Consider the following 12,992-nt stretch of genomic DNA (forward strand, 5'->3'; position numbering starts at 1 on the left):
GCTTGCCATTGACAAACACCTCCGCCCGCCACCGATCCCCGTGCTTCCTGATACTCGCCATCGCCGCCTCAAACGAATTACGCACGAGCCATCCCGTGCGTAGTGATATGCGTAATTTTTCTCACAGCAGGCGCAATCAGGTAAGGGGAGAGCGATTAAACAGCTTCAGCAGAGCCCAAGAAAAAACCCGCCAGAATGCGGGTTTCAGGGTGTTTTATCAGGAGGTGGAATTTCCTGAAAAATGAAAATTTTGCCTAGGGTCGGACTCGAACCGACACGATATCACTACCGGCGGATTTTGAATCCGCTGCGTCTACCAATTCCGCCACCCAGGCTTTAAGGGTGCGCAATTTACCCGCTTTCTGGCTGGGTGGCAACCGTTTTTCTTGTTGTGTTTCATGGTGTGTTTCTTGGGGGTTTTTCGGGCGTTCTGTGCGTTTTGGCATTTGCTGAAGAGCGATGGCGTATGATCGCCGGATGGAAACTCGGTATCAGTCGCGCGGATGATCGGTAACATTCTGATTTTGTTTATCTTGGCTTTGATCGCCTATGTTTGGTGGCAGCAAGATGCGTTTCGTCGCCGGGCGTTTGGTTTGGCGCGTGAAGGGGCGGCGCGCGCGGGCGCTCGGTTGCTGGATGATTCGGTTGAGTTGATCCGTTGGCGGCTGCGGCGCGTGTCTGGAACTTGGCGGGTGGAGCGCATTTATGGTTTTGAGGTGACTGCGACGGGGGGTGAACGCTTCGCCGGTCGTGTGATGTTTTTGGGGCAACGGGTGTCGGCGGTCGATCTGGATTTTGCTGTGCCGGTGGTGCTGTCGTGACTGGGTATAACGAGATTGGGCGTAACGAGGTTGGGGGTGTGATGAGTCAATCACTGGCGGAGCGGGCGAGGTATCTGGGGGCGCCGGGGCAGCCGCAGGCGGTGCGGTTGATGCTGCTGGGCAGTGGAGAATTGGGCAAGGAGGTGGCTATCGAGGCACAACGGCTGGGCGTCGAAGTGATTGCGGTGGATCGTTATGCGAGCGCGCCAGCCATGCAGGTAGCGCATCGCGCGCATGTGGTCGATATGCTTGATGGTTCGGCGATTCGCGCCTTGGTGGCGGCTGAGCGGCCTACGGTGATCGTGCCGGAAATCGAGGCGATTGCGACGGCGACTTTGCTGGAACTGGAGGGTGAGGGCTGGACGGTGGTGCCGACGGCGCGGGCCGCGCATCTGACAATGAACCGGGAAGGAATTCGCCGATTGGCAGCCGAAACGCTGGGGCTGCCGACCAGCGCTTATCGTTTCGCCGATTCGCCGGCGGCGTTTGCCGAGGCGGTGCAGGCAATTGGGTTGCCTTGCGTGGTCAAGCCCGTCATGAGCTCGTCCGGTAAGGGTCAATCGGTGATCCGGCAGGTCGAAATGATTGATGCCGCTTGGGATTATGCCCAGCAGGGCGGGCGTGCCGGGGGCGGGCGGGTGATTGTCGAATCCCTGATCGAGTTTGATTACGAGATTACCCTGCTCACGGTGCGCCACCGGGACGGGGTGAGTCTCTGCGCGCCGATTGGTCATGTGCAGATTGACGGAGATTACCGCGAAAGCTGGCAGCCGCAGCCGATGAGTGCGGTGGCGCAGGCGCGGGCAGAGGCGATGGCGCGGCAGGTGGTGGAGGCATTGGGCGGCTATGGCCTGTTCGGGGTGGAACTGTTCGTGCGCGGCGATGAGGTTTGGTTCAGCGAAGTCTCGCCGCGTCCGCACGATACGGGTTTGGTGACCTTGATCGGGCAGGATTTATCCGAGTTTGCCTTGCATGTGCGCGCCTTGCTGGGGCTGCCCATTCCGAATATTCGATCGCGCGGTCCTGCGGCTTCGGTGGCCTTGCTGATGGAAGGACAAACCGAGCAGCCGGTGATGACTGGTTTGGCGGCAGCGTTGACGGAGCCGGATACGCAAGTGCGCTGGTTCGGCAAACCCGCGATTGCCGGCAAGCGGCGCATGGGGGTGGCGCTGGCGTTGGGCGATTCGGTGACCGAGGCGCGCGACAAGGCGCGACGGGTGGCGGCTGCCATCCGTTGGGCGGAGTGATCGTCTGCGATAGGAAAAAACGGGTGTCCGGAAGGGATCAATCGTAACGCGCAGTGATGAGAACGATGGCACCAGATATTGAAAAAGGGCCTTTCAGCCCTTTTTCATCATCCTGTTAACCTGCGCAGTTCGATAAAACTCAGCCGCGCGGCTTGCGACGGGGTTTGCCGCTGCCCGCATGATGTCCGTGATCTTGGCCGCTTCGACCTGCAAACCGGCGGTTGCCTGCGGGCGGGCGACGGTTGCCCCGATCATCGTCATGACCGCCGGGTCCGGCTTCGCTGATGTCCAGCGGTACGCCCAGGACATGCAGCCGCTTGAGTTGCTGGAAGACATCGGCGGGCATGCCTTCGGGCAGATCGACGGTGCTGTGGTCATCAAAGATGCGGATGGCACCGATGTAGCGGCTTTCAATGCCCGCCTCATTGGCGAGTGCGCCGACGATATTTTTCGGCTGAACACCGTGCGCATGGCCGATTTCGATGCGGTATTTCACGCGGGCGATGTCTTCGCCGCCGCGCGGTCGGCGGGGCTCACGGTTGGCGTCTCGCCCATGATCCCGACCGCCATCTCGGCCGTCGCGGCGATCTTCAAAGCCGAGTTGCGGGGTTTCCGGCGCATCAGCCGGCAGCAGTGGACGGTCTTTTTGTGCGAGGAAGGCCAGTGCGGCGGCGATTTCCGCCAGGCCGAGATCATGCTCGGCCTGATATTCCTCGATCAGCGTTTCGAAGAAGGCGAGGTCTTGTGATTCCATCGCCTCGGAGATCTGGTCTTTGAAGGCTGCGGTGCGCTTGTCGGCAATATCGCTCTGGCTCGGCAGCCGCATCGGCGTGATCGGTTGGCCGGTGGCGCGCTCGATGGCGGTGAGCATGCGCCGTTCGCGCGGTGCCACGAACAGAATCGCCTCGCCAGAACGCCCGGCCCGGCCCGTACGGCCAATCCGGTGCACATAGGATTCGGTATCCAGCGGAATGTCGTAGTTGATGACATGGGTGATGCGTGGCACATCGATCCCGCGCGCCGCGACATCGGTGGCGATGACGATATCGAGTGTGCCGCGTTTTAGGCGGTCGATCGCCTTTTCCCGCATGGCCTGATTCATGTCGCCATTCAGTGCCGAGGCGGCATAGCCCCGTGCTTCGAGTTTTTCCGCGAGTTCGGTGGTGGCCACCTTGGTGCGCACGAAAATAATGGCGGCATCGAAATCTTCGACTTCCAGGATCCGGGTCAGGGCGTCGAGTTTGTGCATGCCACTCACCGCCCAGTAGCGCTGGTTGATCGCCTTGACGGTCGAGGTGCTGGACTGGATGGCAATTTCCACCGGATTGCGCAGATGGCGCTGGGCGATGCGGCGAATCTGATCCGGCATGGTGGCCGAGAACAGGGCGACCTGACGGTTGGCCGGGGTGCGGCCGAGAATTTCATCGACATCGTCGATAAACCCCATGCGCAGCATTTCGTCGGCTTCATCCAGCACCACGGAGCGAATCTGGTCGAGTTTGAGCGTGCCGCGCTTGAGGTGATCCTGAATCCGGCCGGGGGTCCCGACGACGACATGAACCCCGCGCTTCAAGCCGCGCAGTTGGGGCTCCATCGACTGGCCGCCGTAGATGGGCAGCACATGGAAATCCGGCAGATGGCGCGCATAGGCCTGCATGGCTTCGGCCACCTGGATGGCGAGCTCCCGCGTGGGCGCGAGCACCAGCATTTGCGGCCCGCCGCGCCGGTCGATCTCGATACGCGAAAGCAGGGGCAGGGCGAAGGCAGCGGTTTTGCCGGTGCCGGTTTGCGCCATGCCGAGCACATCCCGCCCTTCAAGTAGCGCGGGCAGGCTTTTGGCCTGAATGGGGGAGGGGGTTTCGTAGCCGAGTTCTTCCACGGCGCGCAGAATCGGTGCGGCGAGTGGAAAATCGGAAAATAACATCGTGCGGTCATCAGACATGGTGCGTACAGCTCTCGGGCAGGCTTTGCGCGGGGTGCTTCCTCTAAACCATTTCGGAGGGGCTGCGCGCAAAAAGAAAAAGCACGACGAGGGCGCGGGCGAATGTCTGGCAACGCGCGAGTCGGGCTCAGGAAAGTGATAAGCCCGGCATCATACCGGAGGATCAGCCGTTTGTCTGGTTTTTCTGCGGGGCGGTCTGCGGTTCGGTGGTGTTGACGGCGCGGATTTGCGCGTAACACGCGAGCAGCGCGCGGGTTTTTTCGGCGGCAGTCCAGCGGGCAGCGTAAGCGGTGGCTTCATGGCTCAACTGCGCGCGTAAGGCGGGATCATCGAGCAGAGTGTTGACAGCCTGGCTGAACGCGGTCGGGTTGTCTGCGGGGATGCGGCAGCCGCCGGTTTCGTCGAGTACATCCCGCGTGCCCATGATGCCGAGAGCAACGACGGGCGTGCCGAGTGCGAGCGCTTCGAGCAGCACCAGCCCTTGGGTTTCCGTGCGCGAGGCGAAAACGAACAGATCCGCCGCGCGATAGGCGTCTTGCAGCTCACCATCGCGGCGCATATAGCCGACGAACCGCACGGCGTCATCCAGCTGCCGTTCGGCGACCTGGGCACGCAGCGGCGATTCGGCCGGCCCCTCGCCGGCGATGACCAGCACCGCGCTGGGATGGGCGGCGCGTACCAGCGGCAGCATGTCCAGCAGAAAGCCGATGTTTTTTTCCAGCGCGACGCGGCCGACATAGAGCAGCAGCGGTTGTTCGGCACTCAGCCCGAGTCTGGCGCGAAAATCGTGGGTCGGCGGGGTGAGAAAGGCGTCAAGATTCAGCCCGGTGGGAATGGTATACATCTCGGTCGTCACCCCATAACGATTCAGCGCATGCCGCATGGGGCTTGAGGGGGCGATCAGAGCATCGACGGCATTGCACTGGCTGCGGGAGAAATACCGGGCGGCAAAACGTAGCCCGTTACGGGGCAGCCAGCGGATGTAGTTATAGAGATACTCTTCGAAGAAGGTGTGGTAGCTCTCCACCACGGGGATTCCGAGGCTGCGGGCGAGTCGGATGCCCGCATAGTGCGCCACGAACGGGGTGTGAATGTGTACGAGGTCGATTGCGCGCGCCTTCAGAATCGGGATCAGCCCGGTGATGACGCCGAAACGCATCATCCGGTCTTCTGGGTCGAGCAGGACGGTGCGCGCCGGAATCCGCAGGATGTCTTCATCGTCCTGATGGTCTTGTGCCCGGGCGAGGCTGTGTGCCTCGGGGTATTCGGGGCAGATCAGCGTTACCCGGTGTCCCGCCCGGATGAGTTCGCTGCGGAAGCTGTGGATCGAAGTGGAAACGCCATTGATGCGTGGGAAATACACATCAGAAATCATCAAGATATGCACGAAGGCGTCCTATTGCAGTGAAAAATTCGCTGTAGCCTGTCGGATTCGTGTGACAACTTCGTGATCCTCGGCCTGTGATAGCATGGCGCGCAATTTTTTGAGTCAAAGAGGCAGTAACGGCATGATTGCAGGGGTATTTCCGGGGCAGGGCTCACAATCGCCCGGCATGGCCAGTGGTTGGGGCGCACAGGAGGCGTTGGCGAGCGCGGTGTTTGCCGAGGCCAGCGCGGTGCTGGGCTACGACCTCTGGGCGCTGGTGGCCGAAGGCAGCGCGGAAGAACTGGGGCGCACGGAAATCACCCAGCCGGCGATGCTGGCGGCGGATATTGCGGCCTGGCGCTGCTATCGCGCGGCGGGTGGCCGGATGCCGGTGGCGATGGCCGGGCACAGTCTGGGCGAATATGCGGCCTTGGTGGCGGCGGAAAGTCTGGCGTTTGCCGATGCCGTCGCGTTGGTGGCAGAACGCGGGCGACTGATGCAGGCTGCCGTCGCCCCCGGTGCGGGTGCCATGGCGGCGGTGCTGGGCTTGAGCGATGAAGCCGTGCTCGGCGTGTGTGCCGAGGCCGCCGAGGGGGAAGTGTGTGAGGCGGTGAATTTCAACTCCCCCGGACAGGTCGTGGTGGCCGGGGATGCGGCTGCGGTGGCGCGGGCGGAGCCCTTGGCAAAGGCCGCCGGCGCCAAGCGCTTTGTGCTGTTGCCGGTGAGTGTGCCGTCCCATTCGAGCCTGATGCGCGAGGCGGCGGCGCGATTGGCCGATGCCCTGGCCACGGTGCCGCTGGTTCCGCCGGTAGTGCCGGTGCTGCACAATGTCGATGCCAAAACGCATGATGATGCGGTGGCGATCCGTCATGCCTTGGTTGAGCAACTCCATCGTCCGGTGCAATGGGTGGCCTGTGTCGAGGCGCTGGCCGCGCGCGGTGCGCTCCGTCAATTGGAATTCGGTCCGGGCAAAGTGCTTAGTGGATTAGCCAAACGGATCGATAAAAACATCACGAGCCTTCCGGTCTGGGATGAGGCCAGCTTGACAGCGGCCATGTAAGCCAGAGCCAGGACTGCCTGAATTTTCAGCTTAAGTGAGAATATGTATGAACTCAGAACAACTGTTTGATTTGAAAGGCAAGGTTGCCTTGGTGACCGGTGCCTCCCGGGGGATTGGTGCGGCGATTGCCGATCAGCTCGCGGCCGCCGGTGCGGTGGTGATTGGCACGGCCACCTCAGAGGCGGGCGCCGCCGCGATCGACGCACGGCTTGCGCCGCAGGGGGGCGCCGGGATGCGGCTGGATGTGACCGATGCCGCCGCGGTGGATAGCGTGATTGAAGCGATTGAAACGCGCTTTGCTGCGGTCAATATTCTGGTCAACAACGCGGGCATTACGCGAGACACCTTGTTGATGCGGATGAAGGACGAGGATTGGGATGCCATCCTCAATACCAACCTCACCTCCGTGTATCGCCTGAGCCAGAAAGTGCTGCGGCCGATGACCAAGGCGCGCTGGGGACGCATTATCTCCATTGCCTCGGTGGTGGGTTCGATGGGGAATGCCGGGCAAACCAACTATGCGGCGGCCAAGGCCGGTTTGATGGGGTTTTCCAAGTCGTTGGCGCGCGAAGTGGGCGCCCGCAATATCACGGTGAATGTCGTGGCACCGGGATTCATCGACACCGACATGACCCGCGATTTGCCCGAGGCGCACAAGACCGCATTGTTGGCCAGCGTTCCGGCGGGTCGGCTCGGAAATGCGGTGGAAGTGGCCGCCTGCGTGCGTTTTTTGGCGAGCGAAGCGGCCGGATATGTGACGGGTCACACCTTGCATGTCAACGGTGGGATGTACATGGCTTGATGGGTTAATTTATTTTTAATCAAATAGTTGTGTTGATTTGTTGGCGCATTTTATGAGCAAATCACGGATGTTTACCGTTGATTTTCATTTTGCGGATTGAGGGGCTTTTCACTAGAATGCGCCCATCTCGGGCAAGTGCCCCTGAATCGGTTTGTTTTAACTCGAGGTTGAAAATCGTATGAGCACCGTTGACGAGCGCGTGAAAAAGATCGTTGTTGAGCAGTTGGGCGTTAAGGAAGAAGAAGTCACCAATGAGGCTTCATTCGTTGATGACCTCGGTGCCGACTCGCTAGACACCGTCGAGCTGGTCATGGCCCTGGAAGAAGAGTTTGAGTGTGAAATCCCCGATGAAGAAGCGGAGAAAATCACCACGGTTCAGTTGGCAATCGACTACATCAACGCCCACAAAGATGCCTGATGGCTTGCTTGGGCAGCTTGGCTGCCTGGGCGCACTGTGTGTCTGATCGATTCCAAAGACCGCGCTTTGCCTGGCTGAGCGCGGTTTTTTTATGAATAAACTTGCATGAAAACAAAAAGGGATGCTTGCCATGAGTAAACGACGCGTCGTAGTCACCGGATTGGGTGCGGTCACGCCGCTGGGTAATACGGTGGAGCAGACTTGGGCGGGTATTCTGGCCGGTCGATCCGGGGTTCGGTCGATTGATCGGTTTGATGTTTCGGCCATGCCGGTCCAGTTTGCGGCCATGTTGCAGGGGTTCGATCCGGCGCAGTTTTTGCCCGTGAAAGAAATCAAGAAAATGGAGCCGTTCATTCATTACGGTCTGGCGGCGGCGATCGAGGCGATCGAGGATGCCGGGCTGATGAGCGACGGGCTGAATCTGGATCGGGTGGGGACGCTGATCGGTTCCGGCATCGGGGGGCTCGAGGGCATCGAGCGCAATACGACGACGCTGGAACATCAGGGCGCGCGCCGCGTATCGCCGTTTTTCGTCCCCGCCGCCATCATCAATATGGTCTCGGGTCAATTGTCGATTCGCTATGGTTTTCGAGGGCCGAATCTCGCGACGGTCACGGCTTGCGCGGCGGGCACGCACAGCATCGGCCAGGCCGCGCGGCTGATTGCCTATGGCGATGCCGATGTGATGGTCGCGGGCGGCGCCGAAGGCGCGGTATCGCCTTTGGGCGTGGCGGGGTTCGCGGCGGCTCGGGCGTTGTCAACCCGCAATGAGGATCCGGCGCATGCCTCCCGTCCCTGGGACAAAGACCGCGATGGTTTCGTGCTGGGCGAAGGGGCGGGGGTGATCGTGCTGGAATCGTTCGAGCATGCGCAGGCGCGCGGTGCCCGGATTTACGGCGAGTTGATCGGCTTTGGCATGAGTGCCGATGCCTACCACATGACCGCGCCTTCTGCGGATGGGGATGGCGCGCGGCGCTGCATGCTGGCGGCCTTGGCGGATGCGGCCATTCCGGCGGAAAAGATCGGCTATGTCAATGCCCATGGCACTTCCACTCCAGCCGGGGATGCGGCGGAAGTTGCCGCACTCAAGGCGGCATTCGGTGCCCACGCCGCCCGTTGCCCGGTGAGTTCCACCAAGTCGATGACCGGGCATCTGCTCGGTGCGGCGGGGGGCATCGAGGCGGTGTTCTCGCTCCTGGCGCTGCGGGATCAGGTCTTGCCGCCGACGATCAATCTCGATCAACCCTCCGACGACTGCGATCTCGATTTCGTGCCGCATACGGCGCGCCCGGTCAAGGGGCTGGAGGTGGTGATGTCGAATTCCTTTGGCTTTGGCGGAACCAACGGCACGCTGATTTTCCGGCGGGTGTAACCCGTGACCGGCGCTGTCGTCACGCCGGTGATCGAGCCCCTGCCGGGGGTCGTGGCGCGCGATTTGCCCGAGCTGCTGGCCGCCTATCCTGATCTGTTTGCGCATTTGTATGCCAGCTTGGCGCGCGGTCACGCGGGGACGAGTGGCGCGGCCAATGCCCGCTGGTCGATTCTGTTTTCCCGCGCTGTGCGGGAGTGTCGTGCGCTGCCCGGTCGGAATTTTTTGGCCGATTGGGCAGACGCGATCCAGGCTGCCCCGGTGGCGTCGGCGGCCAGTTTGCCCTTCGTGGGGGGCTGGAGTTTTTATCTGGGGTATGAACTCGGTGCGCAGATTGAACCCAGTCTGCGCCTGCCGGCCTTCGAATCCGGTGAGGCGGCGGGATTCCCGCTGGCCGTGGCGCAATACCACCCCGCCGCGATTGTGTATGACCATCAGGCCGAGTGTGCCTGGCTGGTTCAGGATGGCGCGCATCCTGAGATTGCGGCGGCGCTGCGGGCTACCGTGACGCCGCTTAAGCCTTTGCCACGGCCTCTGTCTGAAGCCGGGTCGGTGCGTATCGAAGGGTTGATGGTAGACGCGCCCGACGCCTTCGAGGCCGGGGTTGCCCGCGTGAAGGCGTATCTGTTCGCAGGGGATGTTTTCCAGGCGAATCTGTCGCGCGCCTGGCGCTTCCGGGCACCGGAGCCGGATGCGGGTGCCCGCATTTTCACCGCGCTTGCGCGCCAGAATCCCGCCCCGTTCGCCGCCTGGTACCGGCTGCCGGAGGGGGAAATTCTCAGCTCTTCCCCGGAGCGCCTGGTGAATCATCAGGCGGGCGCGGTGTCGGTTCGACCGATTGCCGGTACGCGCCGCCGGGTGGCCGATGCAACCGAAGATGCCGCCTTGGTGGCCGAACTGCGGGCGCATCCCAAAGAGCGTGCCGAGCACATCATGTTGATCGATCTGGCGCGCAACGATTTGGGGCGGGTGTGCCAGCCAGGCTCGGTGGTGGTCGATGAGTTGATGGTGGTTGAATCCTTCGCGCATGTGCATCACCTCGTCTCGAATGTCACGGGGCGGCTGGCGGCGGGGCGCACGGTGCTGGATGTCTTGGCTGCGGTGTTTCCCGGAGGAACCATTACCGGCTGCCCGAAGGTGCGCTGCATGGAGATTCTGGCAGAGCTCGAGGACACTGGCCGGGGGCCTTATACCGGCAGCCTCGGCTACCTCAGTCTCGATGGGCAAATGGATAGTAATATTCTGATTCGCACAGTTTTTTTGGCTGCGGATGGGCGGGGGGAATTTCGCACCGGTGCCGGTATCGTCGCGGATAGCGACCCGGTGCGAGAGCGGGTGGAAACCGAAGAAAAAGCGCGCGGCTTGCTGCTGGCTCTGAGTGCGGGTCGATGAACGGGCGAGAACTCGGTGTGCCGTTGACCGATCGGGGGCTGGCCTACGGTGATGGGCTGTTCGAAACCCTGCGCTGGGTCAATGGGGCTCCCTGGGCACTGGCGGCGCATCATGCCCGCCTGCAAACCGGTTGCGCGGTGCTGGGATTGCCCGCGCCCACGCTCGATGAATTGCAGGCGGCCTGTATGGCATGGGGAGCTGCCCAGCCCGGCCTGCCGGCTGCGGGCGTACTCAAAATTCTGTGGACTGCGGGCAGCGGGGATCGCGGCTATGCCCGGCCCGCGCTGGTCACGCCTCGGCTCGGCATCCAACGGTCGCCCATGCCCGCTGCGCGCCCCGAGGGCTTGAGCGTCGTGCCGCTGGCACAGCCCGGGGGTGTTGGTGAGGCACCTTGGCGTGGCCTGAAGCACTTGAACCGTCTGCCGCAGGTTTGGATGCGTGCCCGCTGGCCGGTCGGTGTCGATGAGGTGCTGGTGTACGATACGCAGGGCTTGGTGCATGGCGGCTCACAAAGCAATTTCTGCTGGTTCGAGGATGGGCGCTGGTTCACCCCAGCGCTCGCGGGCGATGCGATTGCCGGCACCGTGCGGGCGCAGTTGATCCGACGGCTGGGTGTGATTCCTGCGCCGGTCAGTGTGGGGCGGCTGGCGCTCGCTACGGCTCTGGTGATGACCAATGCGGTGCGCGGCGTCGAGCCCGTGATTCGCTTCGGCACGCGGCGCTTGGACGCAGCGCCCGCGCGTGCCTTGCAGGCGGCCTGGCAAGACTTGGGCGCGGCCACGGCGGAAGATTGGTTGACCGTGTGGCAGAGCGAAACCGACCGATGAACGAGGGGCATCCATGAAGGACAAAACCGTATGAAGCGAGTGGTCGCCGTGATCGTCCTCTGGCTGGGCGTGCTGGGGCTGCTGGCGGGATTGACGGTCGGGTTTGACTGGCTGCGGCAGGGCATCACCTTGCCCTTGCTGCCGCCCGGTCAGGCGCCGATCACCATCGATATCCCCAAGGGCGCCGATGCCCGGCGTATTGCCGAACTCGCGGATCGCGCGGGGGCGCGCATCGATCCCGATCTGTTCGCGCTGGCGGCACGACTGCGCGGGCAGGCGCGGTCGATTCAGGCCGGGGAATATCAGCTTTCCTCGGCCGATCATCTGTTGAGTTTTCTGGATCGCCTGGTTGCTGGGGATGTGGTGCGTTATCGGCTCACGATTCCCGAAGGGGAAACCGCGCAGGATTTTCTCAATGCACTCGCCGCAGAGCCAGCCATTGACCATACGCTGGCGGGCAAATCCCATGCAGAGATCCTTCGGGCGCTGGGTTTGCCCATCGAGCATCTGGAGGGCTGGTTGTTCCCGGATACCTATGTCTTCACGCGCGGGACGACGGATCGGCATATTCTGCGCGAAGCCTATCGGGCGATGCGGCAGCATCTGGATGCGGCCTGGGCGAATCGGGCGGCGAACCTGCCGCTGGAAAACCCCTATCAGGCATTGATTCTGGCGTCGATCATCGAGAAAGAAACCGGGATTCCTGCCGAGCGGGACGAGATCGCCGGGGTGTTCATCAACCGGCTGCGGCAGCACATGCGCCTGCAAACCGATCCGGCGGTGATGTACGGCGTGGCGCAGGGGAGCGCGGGGCGCGTGGATCAAACCACGGCGCCGAAGAGCCTGACGACCCGCGAACTGAAGACCGATACGCCCTACAACACCTACACCCGCTATGGCCTGCCGCCGACGCCGATCGCTCTGCCCTCGGCGGCGGCGCTGATCGCGGCGACCCATCCGGCGGTGACGGATGATCTCTATTTTGTGGCGAACGGTTCGGGCGGGCACACTTTTTCCCAGACCTTGAGTGAGCATAATCAAGCCGTTGCCCGCTGGCGCCAACGCGAGCAGCAACGAAGCCAGCCAGCGAACGGAGGCGAGACACCATGAGCCCGCGGGGTTGGTTCATTACACTCGAAGGCATTGAAGGTGCGGGTAAAACCACCGCAGCCGCCTGCGTCGTGGACTGGCTGACGGCGCGCGGCAAAACCGTCGTGCAAACCCGAGAGCCGGGCGGTACGCCGGTTGCCGAATCGATTCGGCAGCTCGTCTTGACGGCCGGGGATGAGCCGATTGCGCCGGAAGCCGAACTGCTGTTGATGTTTGCCGCGCGCGCCCAGCATATGCACTACCGGATTTTGCCCGCGCTGGCTAGGGATGAAGCCGTGGTGTGTGATCGGTTCACCGATTCCTCGCGCGCTTACCAAGGCGCCGGGCGCGGCCTCGATGCGGGGCTGATCGAAACCCTGGCGCAGACTGTGGAGCAGGGGCGAAGCCCGGATATGACTTTGCTGCTCGATCTGCCCGTAGCCACCGGCATGGTGCGGGCGGCGGCGCGTCGGGGGGCGGCGCAGCAGGATCGCTTCGAACAAGAGCGCGCGGCGTTTTTTGAGCGGGTGCGCGCGGGATTCCTGGCGATTGCCGAGCGCCATCCACGGGTTGCGGTGATCGATGCCGCCGCCCCCCTGCCCACCGTGCGGGCGGCGATTGAGCAGGCATTGGCCGCCCGTTTCGGACAAGGGGGCTGA

Annotated in this window: 12 protein-coding genes and 1 tRNA gene; 10 read left to right on the top strand and 3 right to left on the bottom strand. The window is 62.7% G+C overall.

Features of this window, described 5'->3' with window-relative positions:
* Positions 1-251: 251 nt before the first annotated feature.
* Positions 252-335: transfer RNA gene (locus tag VOI35_RS03405), tRNA-Leu, on the bottom strand.
* Between the two features lie 168 nt (positions 336-503).
* Here VOI35_RS03405 and VOI35_RS03410 point away from each other — a divergent pair.
* Both VOI35_RS03410 and purT read left to right on the top strand, forming a co-directional pair.
* Entirely contained in the window at positions 504-821 is a 318-nt protein-coding gene (locus VOI35_RS03410) for a DUF3301 domain-containing protein (RefSeq protein ID WP_407276491.1), read from the top strand.
* A 41-nt stretch (positions 822-862) separates the two neighbouring features.
* The gene (purT, locus tag VOI35_RS03415; protein ID WP_407276492.1) at positions 863-2,068 is read left to right on the top strand and encodes a formate-dependent phosphoribosylglycinamide formyltransferase; all 1,206 of its coding nucleotides are present in this window, start codon (positions 863-865) and stop codon (positions 2,066-2,068) included.
* Between the two features lie 139 nt (positions 2,069-2,207).
* On the opposite strand, the gene VOI35_RS03420 is transcribed toward purT, so the two are convergent.
* Positions 2,208-4,010 carry a DEAD/DEAH box helicase gene (locus tag VOI35_RS03420; RefSeq protein WP_407276493.1) on the bottom strand — a complete coding sequence of 601 codons (1,803 nt, stop codon included), beginning with the start codon at positions 4,008-4,010 and terminating at the stop codon, positions 2,208-2,210.
* A 163-nt stretch (positions 4,011-4,173) separates the two neighbouring features.
* Positions 4,174-5,397 (bottom strand): glycosyltransferase, encoded by a 1,224-nt coding sequence (locus tag VOI35_RS03425; RefSeq protein WP_407276494.1) that lies wholly within the window; start codon positions 5,395-5,397, stop codon positions 4,174-4,176.
* A gap of 121 nt (positions 5,398-5,518) precedes the next feature.
* On the opposite strand from VOI35_RS03425, the gene fabD reads away from it, so the two are divergent.
* The 8 genes from fabD (at position 5,519) to tmk (ending at position 12,992) form a co-directional block, all read left to right on the top strand.
* Positions 5,519-6,436 (top strand): ACP S-malonyltransferase, encoded by a 918-nt coding sequence (gene fabD, locus VOI35_RS03430; RefSeq protein WP_407276495.1) that lies wholly within the window; start codon positions 5,519-5,521, stop codon positions 6,434-6,436.
* Positions 6,437-6,482: 46 nt separating this feature from the next.
* Positions 6,483-7,238 (top strand): 3-oxoacyl-ACP reductase FabG, encoded by a 756-nt coding sequence (fabG, locus tag VOI35_RS03435; protein WP_407276496.1) that lies wholly within the window; start codon positions 6,483-6,485, stop codon positions 7,236-7,238.
* A 178-nt stretch (positions 7,239-7,416) separates the two neighbouring features.
* On the top strand, positions 7,417-7,656 hold the full coding sequence (acpP, locus tag VOI35_RS03440; protein WP_012824778.1) for an acyl carrier protein: 240 nt from the start codon (positions 7,417-7,419) through the stop codon (positions 7,654-7,656).
* Between the two features lie 130 nt (positions 7,657-7,786).
* Positions 7,787-9,028 carry a beta-ketoacyl-ACP synthase II gene (gene fabF, locus VOI35_RS03445; protein ID WP_407276497.1) on the top strand — a complete coding sequence of 414 codons (1,242 nt, stop codon included), beginning with the start codon at positions 7,787-7,789 and terminating at the stop codon, positions 9,026-9,028.
* A 3-nt stretch (positions 9,029-9,031) separates the two neighbouring features.
* Positions 9,032-10,417: a chorismate-binding protein gene (locus VOI35_RS03450; RefSeq protein ID WP_407276498.1), complete on the top strand. Its 1,386-nt coding sequence runs from the start codon at positions 9,032-9,034 to the stop codon at positions 10,415-10,417.
* Positions 10,414-11,244, top strand: coding sequence for an aminotransferase class IV (locus VOI35_RS03455; RefSeq protein WP_407276499.1), 831 nt, complete (start codon positions 10,414-10,416; stop codon positions 11,242-11,244). Before VOI35_RS03450 ends, VOI35_RS03455 begins: the two co-directional genes overlap by 4 nt.
* A 30-nt stretch (positions 11,245-11,274) precedes the next feature.
* Positions 11,275-12,354 carry an endolytic transglycosylase MltG gene (gene mltG, locus VOI35_RS03460; RefSeq protein WP_407276500.1) on the top strand — a complete coding sequence of 360 codons (1,080 nt, stop codon included), beginning with the start codon at positions 11,275-11,277 and terminating at the stop codon, positions 12,352-12,354.
* Complete coding sequence (gene tmk / locus VOI35_RS03465) at positions 12,351-12,992, top strand: dTMP kinase (RefSeq protein WP_407276501.1); 642 nt, start codon at positions 12,351-12,353, stop codon at positions 12,990-12,992. The genes mltG and tmk overlap by 4 nt, the downstream gene beginning before the upstream one ends.

The organism is Halothiobacillus sp. DCM-1, from assembly GCF_045689735.1.
GTDB lineage: Bacteria > Pseudomonadota > Gammaproteobacteria > Halothiobacillales > Halothiobacillaceae > Halothiobacillus.